This window comes from Rhodopila sp. (assembly GCF_035548235.1).
GTDB lineage: Bacteria > Pseudomonadota > Alphaproteobacteria > Acetobacterales > Acetobacteraceae > Rhodopila.
Window position 1 is genome coordinate 1 of record NZ_DASZTJ010000273.1, and the last position, 16,917, is coordinate 16,917.

Sequence of the window (16,917 nt, forward strand, 5' to 3'; positions counted from 1 at the left end):
CGGCGCCGAGGGCGACAACAGGACCGCATCCTTGCTACGGTGACCCATCAACAAGGGATCAGGCCAACCATCATGACCCGCACCATGCACCTGAACCTGTTCATACACGGCCGCGGACATCACGAGGCCGCCTGGCGCCACCCTGCCTCATCGCCGCTGCCGCTGACCGATATCCGCTATTTCACCGAGGTCGCCCGCAAGGCGGAGGCCGGCCTGTTCGACTCGATCTTCCTGGCCGACTCCCTGGGCGTGGGGGAGGACGTGGCCAACGCCCCGCGCGCCTGGCTGGAACCGGTCACCACCCTGGCGGCGCTGGCGATGGCGACCAGTCGGATCGGGCTGATCGCGACCTGCTCCACCACCTATACCGAACCGTTCAACCTCGCTCGGCAGTTCGCTTCGATCGACCATATCTCCGGCGGCCGGGTCGGGTGGAACATCGTCACGACATGGCTGGCGACGGCGTCGGGGAATTACGGCGGCGCGGGACCGCTGAGCCATGCCGAACGGTATGAGCGCGCGGAGGAGTATATGCGCGTGGTCACCGCGCTGTGGGATAGCTGGTCGGACGATGCGGTGCTGGACGATCGCGCCAGCGGGCAATACGCGCGGTTCGACGGGCTACGGATGGTCAACCACCACGGCCCTCACTACCAGGTCGCCGGCCCGCTCAACATGCCGCGCAGCCCACAGGGGCGGCCGGTTTTCGTACAGGCAGGGTCGTCGGAGACCGGCCGCCGCTTCGCCGCGCGCTACGCCGAGGCGGTGTTCACCGCACAGATGGAGAAGGCGACCGCACGGGACTTCTACACCGACCTGAAGCGCCTGGTCGTCGAGGAGGGACGGTCGCCGGAACAGGTCCTGATCCTGCCGGGGCTGAGCCCGATCATCGGCTCGACCGAGGCGGAGGCGCAGCGCCTGGCGCGCGAACTGGACGACCTGAGCGACCCCGAAGTCGGCCGCAAGCGCCTGTCGGGGCGGTTCGGCGGGCACGACTTCTCGCACCTGCCGCTGGACAAGCCGCTATCGCCGGAAGATTTCCCCGATCCGGCCTCCGTCGAGGCCGCGCGCAGCCGGACCGAGGTCATCGTCGGCCTGGTGCGCCGCGAAAAGCCGACGCTGCGCCAGTTGCTGAGCTACATGGCCGGGGCACGAGGGCATTACGTGACGACGGGTTCTCCCGAACGGATCGCCGACCTGATGGAAGATTGGTTCCGCGACGGTGCGGCCGACGGGTTCAACCTGATGCCGCCGGTGCTGCCGGCGACGCTGGACGTGTTCATCGCCGAGGTCGTGCCGTTGCTGCAACGGCGCGGCTTGTTCCGCACGGAGTACAGGGGGGACACGTTGCGCGCGCAGTATGGCTTGCCGAGGCCGGACCTTCATTTCAGCGCAGAGGCGGCGGAGCGGTTGTCGCAGGGGGCGTCGACGTAGCGCGCGCGCCTCACCGTATTCCCAGCAGCTTGTGCGTCTGCAGGCTGAGCTGCCAGCGTGGCCGCCGCAGGCAAAGCTCGACCGCCATCCTGATATTGGCCACGGCGTTCGGACCGTCCATCGGCTGGACCGAGAAGCGCGTGAAGTTCAGTTCCTCCAGCGCCTCCAGCGCCAGGTCCGGCTGGGGGACCACCAGTTTCAGCTCGTCGCCTTCCCGCAGCCGCAGCGGAGCCCCGGCCTTGGGGCTGACGCAGATCCAGTCCAGCCCCGGGGGCGGCGGCGCGATGGTGCCGTTCGTTTCGATAGCGACTTCGAAGCCACGGGCGTGCAGCGCGGCGACCAGGGGGGCATCGAGTTGCAGCAGCGGTTCGCCGCCGGTGCAGACGACGAAGGGACGTCCGCCGCGGCGGCCTGCGGCCGGCCATGCGGCGGCGACCGCATCCGCCAGCGTGGTTGCATCAGGGAAGCGTCCGCCGCCGGTTCCTTCAGTGCCCACAAAGTCGGTGTCGCAGAACCGGCAGATCGCTTCTGCACGATCCTGTTCGCGGCCGGACCAGAGGTTGCAGCCGGCGAAACGGCAGAAGACAGCGGGGCGGCCGGCCTGCGCGCCCTCGCCTTGCAGCGTGTAGAAGATCTCCTTGACCGCGTAGCTCATGACATTACCGGTCCGCCGTCACGACCGCCGGCTCCGCCAGCGCGTCGTCCTCCACCAGGTCATGGTGGTGGTCCGCGGCCAGCAGCATGTAGACGGCCGGCACCACGAATAGCGTGAACAGCGTGCCGATCGCCAGGCCCGAGGCGATCACCAACCCCATGGCAAAGCGCGAGTTGGCACCGGCACCCGTGGCGGTCAGCAGCGGCACGACGCCCAGCACCATCGCCGCCGTGGTCATCAGGATCGGCCGCAACCGGATCCCGGCCGCCTCCTCGATCGCCTGGCGCTTCGTGCGGCCTTCACGCTGCAGGCCGTTGGCGAACTCGACGATCAGGATGCCATGCTTGCTGATCAACCCCATCAGCGTGACGAGTCCGACCTCCGTATAGATATTCAGGCTGACACCTGGCAGGACCGACACGAACAGCAGCGCGCCGGCGATCGACATCGGCACCGAGACCAGGATGATCAGCGGGTCGCGGAAGCTTTCGAACAGCGCGGACAACGCCAGGAAGATGATGATCAGCGCGAAGCCGAACGTCACCAGGAAGCCGCCCGATTCCTGCTTCAACTGCCGGAACTCGCCGCCATAATCGACGCTGTAGCCGACCGGCAGCGTCTTCGCGGCCAGGTTGTCCAGGAAGGTCATGGCCGTGCCCATCGTTACGCCGGGCGCCACGACACCCTGGATGGTCGCCGAGTTGAGTTGCTGGAAGTGGTTGATCGATTCCGGTTCGGTCTGCGTCGTGAGATGCGCGATCGTCGACAACGGGACCGACGCGCCGCTGGAGGTGCGGATATAGTAGTTCATGATCTGCGACGGGTTCAGCCGGTGGCGCTGCTGCACTTGCGGCATCACCTTGTACGACCGGCCGTCGAGTCCGAAATAATTGACATAGCCCCCGCTCAGCATCGACGCGAGTGCATTGCCGACATCGCTCATGGACAAGCCCATCAGCGCGGCCTTGCTGCGATCGATGGTGATCGTCACCTGTGGATTGTCGATGCGCAGGTCGGTGTCCAGGAAGATGAACAGGCCGCTGGCCCGCGCTTTCTGAAGCATGTCCTGGGTGACGGTGTTGAGCTGGTCGAAGGGACCCGTCGTTCCGATCACGAATTGGATCGGCAGGCCTGTCGATCCCGGCAGCGGCGGCGGCTGGAACGCCACGATGCGCTGGCCGGCAATACCGCTGACGGCCTGCTGGATCAGCGGCTGCAGCACCGCGGTGGTACGTGTGCGCTCGTCCCAGGGCTTCAGCACGGCGCCGCCGATATTCTGCCCCGGCACGTCGAGCTGGAATACATGGGCGGTTTCCGGGAACGAGACGAAATCCTTGTAGACCTGGTGATCGTACATCAGCCGCTGCTGCAAGGTCGCGTCGGGCGCCGAGGTAGCGGAGGTCAGGACCACGCCCTGGTCTTCCTCGGGCGCCAGTTCCGAGGCGGCGCCGGTGTAGAAGAAGTAGATGCTGACCAGCACGATCGCCGCGAAGGTCGCGGTCACGGGCAGGTAGTTCAGGCTGCCTTTCAGCCACCGCTCATAACGCCGGTGGATGGCACCGAAGCTGCGGTCGATGAACTGGACCAAACGCGATTCCCAGTCTTTCGATCCGGCGGTGTGCGGTCGCAGCAGGCGCGATGTCATCATCGGCGACAGGGTCAGCGCGATGATGGCCGAGACGGTCACCGCCCCCACAAGGGTGAACGCGAATTCGGTGAAAAGCGCGCCGGTCAACCCGCCCTGGAACCCGATCGGCACATAGACCGCGACCAGCACCACGGTCATGGCGACGATCGGCCCCGCCAGCTCGTGCGCTGCCTGGATCGCGGCCGGTATCGGGCGCATGCCGTCTTCCAGGTGCCGGTTGACGTTCTCCACGACGATGATCGCGTCGTCCACGACAAGGCCGATCGCGAGCACGAGCGCCAGCAATGTCAGCAGGTTGATGGAGAAGCCGAAGGCCAGCATCATCATGAACGTGCCGATCAGCGACAACGGGATGGCGATGATCGGAATCAGCACGGAGCGCGGGGACCCCAGGAAGACGAAGACCACCAGGGTCACGATCAGGATCGCTTCCACAAGGGTCCGCACGACCTCGTTGATCGAGCTGGTCACGAAGTCGGTGGAGTCATAGACGATCGCGCCGTTCAGCCCTTGCGGCAACTGCGCCTGGATGCCCGGGAAGATGTCGCGCACGCCCTTGACGACGTCCAGCAGGTTGGCGCCGGGCGCCACCTGGATGCCCAGATAGACCGCCCGCTGACCGTCGAATCCCACTTGGGATTCGTAGTCGTCGTCGCCCAGCGTGACGTTGGCGACATCCTTCAACCGGACGATCGCGGTGCCGTTCTGCTTCAGGATCACGTCGCGGAACGCGTCGAGCGTATGAAGGTCCGTCGAGGCCGTCAGGTTGACCTGTACCATCTGGCCCTTGGTGGTACCGGCCCCGGAGATGAAGTTGTTGTTGGAGAGCGCCGTCCAGACATCCGCCGCCGTCAGGTTGTAGGCCGCGAGCTTCGCCGGATCCAGCCAGGCGCGCAGGGCGAAGTTCTTGCCGCCCAGCAACTCCGCCGTCTGCACGCCCGGCACCGCCTGCATCTTCGGCTGCACCACGCGTACCAGGTAGTCAGTGATCTGGTTGCTGCCCAAGACGTTGCTGTTGAAACCGATATACATCGCGTCGATGGTCTGCCCGACGCGGACCGAGATCGAGGGCTGCTGCGTGCCCGTCGGCAACTGGTTCATGACCGAGGCGATCTTCGTATTGATCTCGGTCATCGCCTTGTCCGCGTCGTAGTTCAACCGCAGATAGACGCTGATCGTACTGGTGCCCGACTGGCTGTTGGACGACATGTAGTCGATGCCGTTGACCTGCGCGATGGCGTTTTCCAGCGGCGTGGTGACGAACCCGGCGACAGTGTCCGGCGACGCGCCGTACAGCACGGTGGTCACGGTGATGATCGCGTTCTCGGTCTTCGGGTATTGCAACACCTGCAACGACGTCATCGCGCGCAGGCCCAGCACCAGGATCATCAGGCTGACCACGGTCGCCAGAACCGGACGACGGACGAAAATATCGGTGAAGCGCATGGGCTGGCTCCTGCCGCTCAGTTGTCGACGGGCGTGGGATTGGGGTTGTCGGTCGGCTGGATCTTGTTGTTGACCACCACGGGCGTGCCGTTGTGCAGCTTGATCTGCCCGGCCGAAACCACGACATCGCCAGGCTTGATTCCGGTCAGGACCGCGACCTGATCGCCGCGGGTCGCGCCCGTGGTGACGAAAGTCTGCGTCGCGACCAGCGATTTGTCGTCCTTGGGCGCATGTTTCACAAGGAAGACCGTGCTGCCGTACGAATTGTAGGTCACCGCCGTCTGCGGCAACGTCACCTGCTGATGCGGCGCGCCGGCGTCGATCATGACAGTGACGAACATGCCGGGCAGCAGGCGGCGATCCGGATTGCCCAGGCTGGCGCGTACCTGGACGTTGCGCGTGTCGGTGTCGACCAGCGGGTTGATGGCGACGATCTTGCCGGCGAATTTTTGTCCGGGATACGTATCGACCGTCGCGCTGACAGTCTGGCCGATCGCGATATGGCTCAACTCCTGCTGCGGCAGGCTGAAATCGACATAGAGCGGGTCGAGCGACTGCAGCGTCACGACAGCGGTGCCGGCATTCAGGTACTGGCCAAGATCGACCTGCCTGATACCCAGGTGCCCGGCGAACGGCGCGCGGAGCGTCTTCTTGTCCACCACCGCCTGCTGTTCGTCCACCTGCGCCTTGGCGTTGCGCAGGTTGTAGTTGTCGGTGTCGAGCGTGGCCTGGCTCACGGCCTGGGCGCGGAACTGCCGCAGGTCGCGGTCATAGTTCACCTGCGCCAGCGCGGCACTCGCCTGCAGCGATTGCAGCTTGGCGACATCGTCCTCGCTGCGAAGCTGCAGCAGGGTCTGGCCGGCCTGCACGTCCTGCCCGGAGTCGAAACCGATCTTCTCGACCACGCCGGCCACTTCCAGCGACAGCGTCGCGCCGTTCACCGCCCGCAGGCTGCCGACGGCCTGAAGCTGCGGCTGCCATTGCTGGTCGGATGCGACGACCGTGGAAACGGTCTGCGGCGGGTTGGACAGCGTCGACAGGAACTGGTGGATCATCTTCGCCTTGAAGGACTGAAAAGCGAAGTAGCCACCCAGCACGATGGCGACGGCCACCAGCATTATGATCATGCGCCGGATCATCGTCGTGTGTCTCCGTCCCCTTTAGGGCTGAAAGGCTGAAACCACCGGCACGACCAGCCGGTCGGGACCATGTGCCGCCGGGGCGACGTCGGCACGGTGCCACCATCCGCCGCCCAGCGCCTGGAACAGCGCGGCGGTGTCCGAGAAACGCAGCGCCTGCGCCTGCACCAGGTTCAAGCGCGCCTGCTGCCATGTCCGGTCGGCGTTCAGCAACGTCAGGTAGCTGATCGCGCCGGTCCTGAACTGCGTACGCGCCAGGGCATAGCTATCGGATGCGGAACGTTCCGCATCGGCCTGCTCATGCACCAGGTCGGCATCCGATTGCAGCGCACGCAGCGCATCCGCCACGTTCTGGAACGCTCGGATCACCGTGCTGCGATACTGCGCCGCCGCGGCCTCCAGCGCTGCCGCCGCGGCCCGCTTCTTGTGCTGGAGCGTACCGGCGTCGAACAGCGTCTGCGTGACGCTGCCGGCGATGGTCCAGATGCCGGTGCCGGCAGAGAACAAGTTGGAGAAACCGAGCGCCTCGGACCCGATGGAGCCGGTGATGGCGAATTGCGGCAACTGGTTGGCGATCGCCACGCCCAGGTTGGCGCTGGCTGTGTGGAACTGCGCCTCCGCGGCACGGATATCGGGGCGCTGCGCGACCAGTTGCGAGGGCAGGCTGACCGGCAGGTCCTCGGGCAGATGCAGGTCGGTCAAGGCGAACCGCGCCGCCAGCGATTCGTTGGGGAAGCCGCCCAGCAGGGCGATAAGCTGGTCGCGCTGCTGGGCCAGTTGCTTCTGCAACGGCGGCAGCGTGGCGCGCGACTGCGCCAGCGTCGCCTCCTGCTGCAACTCGTCGGCCCGCGACGCGCCGCCGACCACGAATTGCTGGCGCACCACGTTCAACTGATCGGTGTCCGCCTTGATGATGTCCTGCGTGGCGGCGATCTGCCCGCGCAGCGACGCTTCGTTGATCGCGGCCACCACGATGTTGGAGGTCAGCGTCAGATACGTCGCCTCCAACTCGAAGCGTTGGTAATCGACCTGGGCGCCGAGGGATTCGACCTGCCGGCGCGTGCCGCCCCAGACGTCGGGTGCGTATGAAACGCTCAATTGCGCCGTCACCAGGCTGAGCGTGGCGGACTCATTCGGCTGACCGAACGCGGCGCCCGAGATCTTCTGGCGCGACGGCTGGAAGGAGGCGCTGGCGGTTGGAAAGAACGCCCCCTGCCCCGCATAGAGGTTTTCCCGAGCCTGGCGGAGCGACGCCTGGGCGGCGGCAAGGTCGGGATTGGCGGCGAGGGCGCGCTTGACCAGGGCGTCCAGCGCCGGCGACCGGAACAGCGTCCACCACTCGCCCGGCAAGTCTCGTCCGGGATCGAAACGCTGTGCCGCCCCGGCGATCGTGTTTGCGGTCGACACCGGACTGACCGGGGCCTCGGGCGTGTAGCCGGCGTTCTTGGGCGCCTGCGGCGGGTGGAAATCCGGCCCGACGGCGCAGGCGCTCAGCCCGAGAAGTGTCGCCAGCCCCCACGCCGCGCGATATCCTTGATTCAGCCTCATGCCGACCCTTTCAATGCCCGGCAAATCGCGCGCGTGTGCTCGTTCACCATGGCCTGCACCGTGCGCACGCGCGCTTCGTCGATCGCCTGCCAGCCAAGGCCGCGCATGACCGCGCGGCTGCAAAAGATCTTGACCTGGCCGAGGATCATCAGCGTCCGCAGCAGGACCTTTTCATCATCCGGCGGCCGGCCCATCAGACGTCCGACGAGCTTCGCGGCCGGAAACTGGATATGCTCCCGCCAGACGTCGTGCAGGGGGTCCAGCGCCTCGGTGTCTTCGATCTCGACGCGGGAGACGAAGATGTAACGATTCTCCCGGTCCGGCAGGGTGTCGTCGAGAAACATGGCAACGATGGTATCGACCAGTTCGCAGAGATGGTTGATCACTTGGGCGCGAGGTGGTGCGTCGGACTCGAGGCAGCGCCGCGCGCGTTCGATGACCGGCGCGACGGTCTGCGCCAGATGCTCACCGATCAGGGCGATGACGGCGCGGTAGAGTCCCTCCTTGCTGCCGAAATAGTATTGGATGGCAGGCAGGTTGACGCCGGCGTGTTCGGCGATGTCGCGCGTGCTGGCACCATCGAAGCCATTCGCGGCGAACAGCGCGAGGGCGGTATCGAGGATGCGGCGCCTGGTGTCTTCGCCGCGCGGGTTGGCGGCGGGGCGGTAGCGGTTGACGGGGGGGAGCATATGGCCCGCGGGTGGTGGTTGGCGGGCTATTTATGTCTATCGTACGATATAGTCAAGCGGATGATAGGATAGGTGGTTGCAGCCGCGACCTCCGCGGTGGGCCGGCAGGGATCGGCGCTGAAGAGGGACGACGCCATAAGCAGCACGCGACGGACCTACTGGAGGTGAACCTGGACATCTACGAGCGCGGACGAAATCCACCAGCGTATTGGCGTCCCGTAGGGGATTCGAACCCCTGTTGGTGCCGTGAGAGGGCACTGTCCTGGGCCTCTAGACGAACGGGACAACGCGAGGCGGGCGTTCCTACTCCGGAACCGGCCCCGACCTCAAGCCCCTGATTGTCAGTGCGCCAATGAAATCCGTCCCGCCACCGCCCCGCTGCGGGGGTCGAGCAGCAGAATCCGGTCCGGTCCCCCGCCCTGAAGCTGCACCGCCAGCCGGTCCTGCGTGGCGGTGACGGAGACGATTCGCGTGCCCTCGGGTTCGGGCAGCGTGACCGCCACGTGCGCCGGGGCGGGTATCGGCACGGGCACCGAAGGCGCGGAACCGCGCCGCGCCAGGGCGACCAGCAAGACGATCGTGCCGCCCACGATCAGCACCCCCATCACCACCGTGGCGATTTTCAGGGCGCGCATACCGTTCCCCATCCCTATCTTCCGTCCAACCAGCATTGCGCGTAAGCGCGTGGCATCGATGACATCCCTTGAGCCTCTCCCATCCACAGACCCGCCCCACCCCGGCCGGACCAGCCTGACGGCCACGGCCGATCAGGCCGGCCAGCGCGTGGACCGGTTCATCGCGGAGGGGATCGGCACCATCTCCCGCTCCCGCGTCAAGACGCTGATCGAGGCCGGACGCCTGACCGCGGACGGAAAGCCGGTGCGGGAGCCGGCGGAACCGGTCCGAGCGGGGGTGGCCTATGTGCTGGATGTGCCGGCGCCGGCGCCGGCGAGGCCGGTCCCGCAGGCGATTCCCTTTACGATCCTCTACGAGGACGACGACCTGATCGTCCTCGACAAGCCGGCAGGCCTCGTGGTCCATCCCGCGCCTGGCAATCCGGACGGCACGCTGGTGAATGCATTGCTGGCGCATTGCGGACCAGGTTTTCAGGGCATCGGGGCGGAACGGCGTCCCGGCATCGTGCACCGACTCGACAAGGACACGTCCGGGGTCATGGTCGTCGCCAAAACCCAGCTTGCCAACGACAAGCTGACCGCGGCCTTCGCCAACCGGGACCTCGACAGAGCCTATAAGGCGTTATGCTGGGGGCGCCCCCTGCCCCCCTCCGGCGAGATCGAGGGCGCGATCGGCCGCGACAAGCGCGATCGGAAACGGATGGCGGTGGTCGGTCACGGGGGCAAGCCGGCACTGACCCGCTACACGACCCTGCGAACGTGGCATGACAGCGTGGCCCTGCTGGAATGCCGCCTGGCCACCGGCCGGACCCACCAGATCCGGGTCCATCTGGCCTCGCGCGGTCATCCGATCGTTGGAGATCCATTGTACCTCAGGCGTGTACCGGCGACCGCGAAGGCCCTGATGCCGCCCCTTCGCGGCCATCTCCTGGACTTTCCTCGACAGGCTTTACACGCCGCCCGGCTTGGTTTCGCGCACCCAAGGACCGGCGAAACACTTTGTTTTGAAACACCTTTACCGATGGATATGGCAACGTTGCTGGATCACGTGGAGGGGGTGCCGCACGGGCGATGACCGTTTGTTAACCTTGACAGGACCATTTCAGTCCTGTATACAGACCGCCTCAAAGCGGGCGGATGCCCTGCCTTGAGGGGAACGTCCGGTTATACCGCTGCCGATACGGGGTGGATCGCCGGGACGTGAAGTCCCAGCCTGCATCCTGACACTGCCCAGCCACATTTCAGACTGGGAAAACTCAAGCCGCCATTGCTTGCGCCGTCGTTGGGCAAGATATCGCGGCCTGACGAAAGGAGCCTGACCGTTGGCCTCTGCCGTCCTAAATATAGCACCCGAGGGGAATCTGTCACGGTATCTCCAGGAGATCCGCAAATTCCCGATGCTCACCCCCGAGGAGGAACTCGCTCTCGCGCATCGCTGGCGCGACACCCAGGATATGGAGGCGGCGCACAAGCTTGTCACCTCCCATTTGCGGCTCGTGGCGAAGATCGCCATGGGCTACCGCGGCTACGGCCTGCCGGTCGGTGAGCTGATCAGTGAAGGCAATGTCGGGATGATGCAAGCGGTGAAACGCTTCGACCCCGACCGCGGCTTCCGCCTGGCAACGTATGCGATGTGGTGGATTCGCGCTGCGATCCAGGAATACATTCTGCATTCCTGGTCGCTGGTGAAGATGGGCACCACCGCCGCCCAGAAGAAGCTGTTCTTCAACCTGCGCCGGCTGAAGGGCCAGATGCAGGCGATCGACGACGGCGACCTGCACCCGGATCAGGTGGCGAAGATCGCTCGCGTCCTGGACGTGCCGGAACAGGACGTGATCAGCATGAACCGCCGCCTCGCCGCGCCGGACCACAGCCTGAACGCCCCGGTCCGCCAGGACAGCGAGGGGGAGTGGCAGGATTGGCTGGTCGATGAATCGGACAGCCAGGAAGCCTCGATCGCCGATCGCGAGGAACTGAGCGGACGCAAGGCGTTGCTGAGCGGCGCCTTGAAGTCGCTGAACGAACGCGAGCGCCACATCCTGATCGAGCGGCGGTTGAAGGATAACCCGACTACGCTGGAGGACCTTTCCCAGCAGTACAACATCTCCCGCGAACGGGTCCGCCAGATCGAGGTGCGGGCCTTCGAGAAGCTGCAAAAGGCGATGAAAGCGCAGATCGCCGAACGCCGCGCGAACGCGGGACAGCGGGGCGGAGCGCAGCCCGCCGCGGTCTGATCAGACGTCTAGACTTTCCGTTGGTGGCCGGCCTTGTGCCGGCCACTGTCGTTTTTAGTTCCAATCCGAATAGAATTGGGACTGTTTTCTTATAGTTGGCCAGCGTGCCGGCCCGCCATTGTGCCGGGATCAAGGGGCAGGATCGCGTGAATTGTTGATTTAACCAAGGTGTTGGGTATCGTTGTCATCAGGGTGATGAAGAGTAAGCGAACTGAGCATCGGGATGACCGCGAAAATCCTCATAGTAGATGACGTGGCCGTCAATACCCGGCTGCTCGGCGCGAAACTGAAGGCGGAATATTACCAAGTCAAATCGGTGGAAGACGGATTCGAGGCGATCGAGGCCGCGCATGCCTGGCGGCCGGACCTGATCCTGCTGGATGTCATGATGCCGGGCATGGACGGATTTGAGTGCTGCCGGAGACTCAAGAACGACGAAAAGACCAGCCAGATACCGATCATCATGCTGACAGCGCTGAGCGAGCAGCCCGAACGCGTCAAGGGACTGGATGCGGGGGCCGACGATTTCCTGTCGAAGCCGGTAGATCACGCAACGTTACTGATACGTGTCAAAGGCCTGATCCGGCTGAAGCGCATCCTGGATGAGTGGCAAGCCAGAAGCGATACGGCCGTCACGTTCGGAATCGAGCATAAGTTCCCCGATCTGGACGTCATGCCCCATCGGCGCCTGCTGGTCATCGACGATGCGACGGAAAACAAAGCCGCCATCCAAGATTCATTGGGGATTTGTGAACTCCAGTTCGTCGTGTCTCCGGCGGATATCGATGACGTTATCTCCCAAGTCGAAGGTCCGGACCTGGTCCTGATCAACCTGTCGGTCCAGGACGTCGACGCGCTGGAGGTCGTATCGCAATTTCGCTCCGAAGCTCGGCACCAGCAATTGCCCATACTTGCGATGTCGAGCCCCTCTATCGACCGGAATCGCCTCGTCAAGGCGTTTGAGCTCGGCGTGAGCGACTGGATCGTCATTCCGCTGGACCAGAATGAACTTTTGATAAGATGCCGGAACCTGCTGAAGAAGAAACTATACCAGGAGAAGCTGCAGGAGCATGTCGACCAGGCGATCCAGCTCGTGGCAAGGGACGCCCTGACCGGTCTTTATAACCGTCGATATCTGGACAAGCATCTGAAGACCCTGCTTTCAAATTCGAACAGCAGCGAACTGTCGTTGCTGATGATCGATATCGATCATTTCAAATCCATCAACGACCGGTTTGGGCACATCTTTGGCGATTCCGTCATACGTCTGATTGCTGACGTATTGCTCGCTCATGTGCGGGCATTCGACACCTGCTGCCGCTATGGTGGGGAGGAATTCGTGATCGTGTTGCCAGGAACAAGCATCTCCGAAGCCTGTCAGGTTGCTGAGCGACTCCTGCACGAAGTGAAGTCCCTGGAGGCTAGTTTCAAACTGGTCGAGGGTCTGCATCTGAGCATCAGCGTCGGCATCATATCCAACCCGGCCTCGAACCAGTCTCCCGAGAAACTACTCGAAGCAGCCGACAAGGCCTTGTACCAGGCAAAATGCCTCGGCAGAAACCGGCTGGAGATCGGCAGCCTTTCCTAACCGCGATAGGCCCGCGGCGGGCGGCGGCCAATCCCTGATGGGACAGACCGTGACGACGGGCGGCCCGGCGGCACGGGCCGTCTTGCAGCGGATCCTGCGCGTCCAGACGTCCCCGTCAGGCCGCCGCCTTCAGCCCGGCCGCCACGGCGAACGGCGCCTCGGTCTTCTCCTTCAACTCCGCCATCGTCACGTCCGGCGCTATGTCGATCAGCACCAGCCCGCTGTTGCCCTTCGCCGACACCTCGAACACCCCCAAATCGGTGATGATCAGGTCCACCACCCCTGCCCCGGTCAGCGGCAGCGTGCAGCGGTTCAGCAGCTTGGGCTTGCCCCCGGCGGTATGCTCCATCAACACCACCACCCGCTTGACACCCGCGACGAGGTCCATCGCCCCACCCATCCCCTTCACCATCTTGCCGGGGATCATCCAGTTCGCCAGATCGCCGTTCTCGGCCACCTGCAGGGCGCCCAGGATCGAGATGTCGATATGCCCGCCCCGCACCATCGCGAACGAGGCGGCGCTGTCGAAGAACGACGTCGTCGGCAGTTCCGTCACCGTCTGCTTGCCGGCGTTGATCAGGTCGGGGTCTTCCTCACCCTCGAACGGGAACGGGCCCATGCCCAGCATCCCGTTTTCCGAATGCAGTTGAATGGACATCCCGGCCGGGACATGGTTGGCCACCAGCGTCGGAATGCCGATGCCGAGGTTGACGTAGAAACCGTCCTGCAGTTCGCGGGCTGCCCGAGCAGCCATCTGATCGCGGGTCCAGGGCATAGGGAACCTCCCTTCTAATGGGTACGGGTCAGGCGGCGCGCTTGCGGACCGTGCGCTGCTCGATCCGCTTGTCGACGTTGTCCACCTTGACGATGCGGTTGACGAAAATCCCGGCGGTGACGATGTGGTCCGGATCCAGTTGGCCGGGCTCGACCAATTCCTCGACCTGGACGACAACCTGCTCGCCCGCTGTCGCCATGATCGGATTGAAGTTCCGAGCGGTCTTTCGATAGATCAGGTTGCCTTCGGCGTCGGCCTTCCAGGCATGGATGACGGACAGGTCGGCGCGGAGCCCCCGCTCCATGACATAGAGCCTGCCGTCGAATTCCTGCTGGGGTTTGCCCTCGGCGATCTGCGTCCCGGCGCCCGTGGCCGTGAAGAACGCGGGGATGCCGGCCCCGCCCGCCCGGATGCGCTCAGCCAGCGTCCCCTGCGGATTGAATTCGATCTCCAGTTCCCCGGCCAGGAATTGCTTCGCGAAGGTGGCATTCTCACCTACGTAGCTGCTGATCATCTTCTTCACCTGACGCGTCTGCAGCAGGATGCCCAGGCCGACATCGTCGATGCCGGCGTTGTTGGAGATGATCGTCAGGTCCTTCACCCCGCTGTCACGGATCGCTTCGATCAGCGCAGACGGGATGCCGCACAGGCCGAAGCCGCCCGACATGATCGTCATGCCGTCGCGCAGCAGGTCACTCAGCGCCGCCTTCGCGTCGGGATAAACTTTATTGACCGCCATGGACCCTCTCCCTACACGCGCTGCGTGCCTACGTTGCTCGAACACGCGCGGCGTGTCCCAATCGTCGATACCGCGGGATCAGCAAGAAACCCGCAGGAATGTCAACTCATGCTTATTGTGCCACAGGTGTAGCACATGGCCGCCCGGAATGGCAGCGAATGCCTCGGCCGACTCATGGTCGGTCTCCCCCTGGAACTTGATGGTGCAGACGATGTGCCGCGCCGCTCCGGCATCGACCCAGCGGCGGACCAATGCCAGCAGCCGCTCCGGGTAGGCGATGACGTCGCTGCACAGCCAGTCCACCGGTTCGGGCACCAGGGAGAAGGCGCTGTCCAGCCGCTGCGTCACCCCCGGCATCGCGGCGACCGCGGGATCCAGCGGTGCCTTGTCCACCGCCGTCACCTTGGTTCCCAGCCCCGCCAGCACCCAGGTCCAGCCGCCCGGCGAGGCGCCGAGGTCTAAGCAGGTTTCGCCTGCCGCCGGCCACCGCCCCAATCGCGCAAGTGCCTCCCACAGCTTCAGATACGCGCGGCTCGGTGGTCCCTGGCGATCCTCGACGAAGGCGCAGACACCATTCACAAACGGGCTGGTCTTGGCTGGGCTCGCCAGCATCCGGTCGGGCGACAACAACGTCCAGCCGCCCAGATGCGATACCGGGGCCGCCTGGGGAAACGCCAGCGGCGCAGCCTTCACCGGCGGCAGCCGCTCGGCAATCAGCGCCATGCGCCGGTGATGGGCGACCGGATAGGCCGCCCAGTTGCGTTGGATCGCACGCAGTGCATCGGCGGCCTGCCTGACCGAGGCGACCGCGACCTCCCGCACGTCGGTCCAGACATCCAGCGCCCAGGCGCACGGCGCCGGCGGATCGGGCGACAGCGCCAGCCTGCCATGCCACGCCTCGATCGCCACCGACCGACGCTGCAGTTCCTCGGCCAGCGGGCGCTCGAACCCCTCTGCCGCCAGGTAGGCGGAGCGGATCATCGCGCGGGCGCGGGCCGCAGCGCTGCGACCGCCAGCAGCAGCCAGCCCAGCATCAGCACCGTCCCGCCCAACGGCGCGACCACCCCCAAGGAGGTGCCGAACAGCCCCAGGCTGTAGACGGCCGCGCAGAACATCACCATCCCGACGGCAAAAGCCGCCCCGGCGAGGTCGGTCACCCGTCCGCCCCGCGGCGCCCACAGCCCGACCCCGATCAATGCCAGCGCGTGCCAGCCTTCCATCCGCACGCCGCTTTCCACCACGCGCTGCGCCCCCGGATCGTGCACTGCATGGGCCGCGACCGCCGCCATCGCCACGGCGCCGAACCCCGCGATCGCGCCCAACACCATCCAAAGCCGCTGCATCGCGCTTGTTTCCCCTCGCGTCCTAAGGCTGTAATAACACGGCATGCCCCGCGGCGACCTTTTTCCGGAAATCGGCCCCTACGAGACCGGCTACCTGCCGTTGTCCGGCGGGCATGTGATGTATTGGGAGCAGGCGGGCAATCCGAACGGACGGCCGGTCCTGTTCCTGCATGGCGGTCCCGGCGCCGGCGCAGGCGCGGTGCATCGCCGTTTTTTCGACCCGCAATACTGGCGCATCGTCATCTTCGACCAGCGTGGCGCGGGACGGTCGCGGCCCCTCGGTGGCCTCGAACACAATTCCACGCCGCACCTGGTCGCGGATATCGAGGTGTTGCGCCAGCACTTGGCGATCGAGCGGTTCCTGCTGTTCGGCGGCTCCTGGGGATCGACCCTGGCGCTGGCCTATGCCCAGGCGCATCCGGATCGGGTCGCGGGCTGCGTGCTGCGCGGCGTCTTCCTGGGCCGCGAGCAGGAAGTGGCCTGGTTCCTCTACGGGATGCAGGCTGTCTTCCCCGAGGCGCACGCAACGTTCGCCGGCTTCCTGCCGGAGGCCGAACGCGGCGACATCCTGGCCGGCTATCTCCGCCGCCTCACCGACCCGGACCCAGCGGTCCACCTCGCTGCCGCCCGCGCCTGGTCGGTGTTCGAGGGCACCTGCTCCACCCTGCTGCCCAGTCCGGAAACGGTGAACGGGTTCTCCCAGGACCGAACGGCGCTAGGGCTGGCGCGGATCGAAGCGTTCTATTTCGCGCACAGATTGTTCCTGCCGCCGGGGGGGCTGCTGGCGCACATGGACCGCATCAGCCATATCCCGGCCGAGATCGTTCAGGGCCGCTACGACATGATCTGCCCGGCCACGACGGCGTTTGAACTGGCCGGCGCGTGGCGCAACGCGCGGATGACGGTGGTGCCGGACGCCGGGCATTCGGCGCTGGAACCTGGCATCAGGCGGGCGCTGGTCGCCGCCGTGGAACGGTTCCGTATCGGACGGTGATGACCGGCTGCTCGCATTGACAGCCTCGCCTGCGTTGCCGACCCTATGGC

At 65.4% G+C, this 16,917-nt stretch carries 15 protein-coding genes and 1 tRNA gene; 5 read left to right on the plus strand and 11 right to left on the minus strand.

Features of this window, described 5'->3' with window-relative positions; genetic code table 11:
* Window positions 1–72: 72 nt before the first annotated feature.
* A complete protein-coding gene (locus VHB27_RS21875) occupies window positions 73–1,434 on the plus strand; it encodes an LLM class flavin-dependent oxidoreductase (RefSeq protein WP_325604568.1) in 1,362 nt (453 codons plus the stop codon).
* A 10-nt stretch (window positions 1,435–1,444) separates the two neighbouring features.
* Here VHB27_RS21875 and queE read toward each other — a convergent pair whose 3' ends face one another.
* The 7 genes from queE to VHB27_RS21910 form a co-directional block, all read right to left on the minus strand.
* A complete protein-coding gene (queE, locus tag VHB27_RS21880; protein ID WP_325604570.1) occupies window positions 1,445–2,089 on the minus strand; it encodes a 7-carboxy-7-deazaguanine synthase in 645 nt (214 codons plus the stop codon).
* Window positions 2,090–2,093: 4 nt separating this feature from the next.
* Window positions 2,094–5,183, minus strand: coding sequence for an efflux RND transporter permease subunit (locus VHB27_RS21885; RefSeq protein ID WP_325604572.1), 3,090 nt, complete (start codon window positions 5,181–5,183; stop codon window positions 2,094–2,096).
* A 17-nt stretch (window positions 5,184–5,200) separates the two neighbouring features.
* Window positions 5,201–6,310 (minus strand): efflux RND transporter periplasmic adaptor subunit, encoded by a 1,110-nt coding sequence (locus tag VHB27_RS21890; RefSeq protein ID WP_325604574.1) that lies wholly within the window; start codon window positions 6,308–6,310, stop codon window positions 5,201–5,203.
* Between the two features lie 33 nt (window positions 6,311–6,343).
* The gene (locus VHB27_RS21895) at window positions 6,344–7,870 is read right to left on the minus strand and encodes an efflux transporter outer membrane subunit (RefSeq protein ID WP_325604576.1); all 1,527 of its coding nucleotides are present in this window, start codon (window positions 7,868–7,870) and stop codon (window positions 6,344–6,346) included.
* Entirely contained in the window at window positions 7,867–8,559 is a 693-nt protein-coding gene (locus tag VHB27_RS21900) for a CerR family C-terminal domain-containing protein (protein ID WP_325604578.1), read from the minus strand. Before VHB27_RS21900 ends, VHB27_RS21895 begins: the two co-directional genes overlap by 4 nt.
* Window positions 8,560–8,768: 209 nt before the next feature.
* A tRNA-Glu gene (locus VHB27_RS21905) sits at window positions 8,769–8,844 on the minus strand.
* A gap of 56 nt (window positions 8,845–8,900) precedes the next feature.
* Window positions 8,901–9,194, minus strand: a complete 294-nt coding sequence (locus VHB27_RS21910) for a DUF6476 family protein (protein ID WP_325604580.1) — start codon at window positions 9,192–9,194, stop codon at window positions 8,901–8,903.
* A gap of 58 nt (window positions 9,195–9,252) precedes the next feature.
* Here VHB27_RS21910 and VHB27_RS21915 point away from each other — a divergent pair, with 58 nt between their 5' ends.
* The 3 genes from VHB27_RS21915 (at window position 9,253) to VHB27_RS21925 (ending at window position 13,016) form a co-directional block, all read left to right on the plus strand.
* Complete coding sequence (locus VHB27_RS21915; protein WP_325604582.1) at window positions 9,253–10,269, plus strand: RluA family pseudouridine synthase; 1,017 nt, start codon at window positions 9,253–9,255, stop codon at window positions 10,267–10,269.
* A gap of 268 nt (window positions 10,270–10,537) precedes the next feature.
* On the plus strand, window positions 10,538–11,428 hold the full coding sequence (rpoH, locus tag VHB27_RS21920) for an RNA polymerase sigma factor RpoH (protein ID WP_408904034.1): 891 nt from the start codon (window positions 10,538–10,540) through the stop codon (window positions 11,426–11,428).
* Between the two features lie 223 nt (window positions 11,429–11,651).
* Window positions 11,652–13,016, plus strand: a complete 1,365-nt coding sequence (locus VHB27_RS21925) for a PleD family two-component system response regulator (protein WP_325604586.1) — start codon at window positions 11,652–11,654, stop codon at window positions 13,014–13,016.
* A 115-nt stretch (window positions 13,017–13,131) separates the two neighbouring features.
* Here VHB27_RS21925 and VHB27_RS21930 read toward each other — a convergent pair whose 3' ends face one another.
* The 4 genes from VHB27_RS21930 to VHB27_RS21945 all read right to left on the minus strand — a co-directional run bounded on the left by VHB27_RS21930 (window position 13,132) and on the right by VHB27_RS21945 (window position 15,873).
* Window positions 13,132–13,791, minus strand: coding sequence for a CoA transferase subunit B (locus VHB27_RS21930; protein WP_325604588.1), 660 nt, complete (start codon window positions 13,789–13,791; stop codon window positions 13,132–13,134).
* Window positions 13,792–13,819: 28 nt separating this feature from the next.
* Window positions 13,820–14,530 carry a CoA transferase subunit A gene (locus VHB27_RS21935; protein WP_325604591.1) on the minus strand — a complete coding sequence of 237 codons (711 nt, stop codon included), beginning with the start codon at window positions 14,528–14,530 and terminating at the stop codon, window positions 13,820–13,822.
* Between the two features lie 78 nt (window positions 14,531–14,608).
* Window positions 14,609–15,511 (minus strand): SAM-dependent methyltransferase, encoded by a 903-nt coding sequence (locus tag VHB27_RS21940; protein ID WP_325604593.1) that lies wholly within the window; start codon window positions 15,509–15,511, stop codon window positions 14,609–14,611.
* Window positions 15,508–15,873, minus strand: coding sequence for a DUF423 domain-containing protein (locus VHB27_RS21945; RefSeq protein ID WP_325604595.1), 366 nt, complete (start codon window positions 15,871–15,873; stop codon window positions 15,508–15,510). The genes VHB27_RS21940 and VHB27_RS21945 overlap by 4 nt, the downstream gene beginning before the upstream one ends.
* 43 nt (window positions 15,874–15,916) lie before the next feature.
* Here VHB27_RS21945 and pip point away from each other — a divergent pair, with 43 nt between their 5' ends.
* Window positions 15,917–16,867: a prolyl aminopeptidase gene (pip, locus tag VHB27_RS21950; protein ID WP_325604597.1), complete on the plus strand. Its 951-nt coding sequence runs from the start codon at window positions 15,917–15,919 to the stop codon at window positions 16,865–16,867.
* The last annotated feature ends 50 nt before the right edge of the window (window positions 16,868–16,917 follow it).

Coding starts and splice junctions, on each gene's coding strand:
- VHB27_RS21875 (WP_325604568.1), top strand. CDS start 73: ATGACCCGCACCATGCACCTGAACCTGTTCATACACGGCCGCGGACAT.
- queE (WP_325604570.1), bottom strand. CDS start 2,089: ATGAGCTACGCGGTCAAGGAGATCTTCTACACGCTGCAAGGCGAGGGC.
- VHB27_RS21885 (WP_325604572.1), bottom strand. CDS start 5,183: ATGCGCTTCACCGATATTTTCGTCCGTCGTCCGGTTCTGGCGACCGTG.
- VHB27_RS21890 (WP_325604574.1), bottom strand. CDS start 6,310: ATGATCATAATGCTGGTGGCCGTCGCCATCGTGCTGGGTGGCTACTTC.
- VHB27_RS21895 (WP_325604576.1), bottom strand. CDS start 7,870: ATGAGGCTGAATCAAGGATATCGCGCGGCGTGGGGGCTGGCGACACTT.
- VHB27_RS21900 (WP_325604578.1), bottom strand. CDS start 8,559: ATGCTCCCCCCCGTCAACCGCTACCGCCCCGCCGCCAACCCGCGCGGC.
- VHB27_RS21910 (WP_325604580.1), bottom strand. CDS start 9,194: ATGCGCGCCCTGAAAATCGCCACGGTGGTGATGGGGGTGCTGATCGTG.
- VHB27_RS21915 (WP_325604582.1), top strand. CDS start 9,253: ATGACATCCCTTGAGCCTCTCCCATCCACAGACCCGCCCCACCCCGGC.
- VHB27_RS21925 (WP_325604586.1), top strand. CDS start 11,652: ATGACCGCGAAAATCCTCATAGTAGATGACGTGGCCGTCAATACCCGG.
- VHB27_RS21930 (WP_325604588.1), bottom strand. CDS start 13,791: ATGCCCTGGACCCGCGATCAGATGGCTGCTCGGGCAGCCCGCGAACTG.
- VHB27_RS21935 (WP_325604591.1), bottom strand. CDS start 14,530: ATGGCGGTCAATAAAGTTTATCCCGACGCGAAGGCGGCGCTGAGTGAC.
- VHB27_RS21940 (WP_325604593.1), bottom strand. CDS start 15,511: ATGATCCGCTCCGCCTACCTGGCGGCAGAGGGGTTCGAGCGCCCGCTG.
- VHB27_RS21945 (WP_325604595.1), bottom strand. CDS start 15,873: ATGCAGCGGCTTTGGATGGTGTTGGGCGCGATCGCGGGGTTCGGCGCC.
- pip (WP_325604597.1), top strand. CDS start 15,917: ATGCCCCGCGGCGACCTTTTTCCGGAAATCGGCCCCTACGAGACCGGC.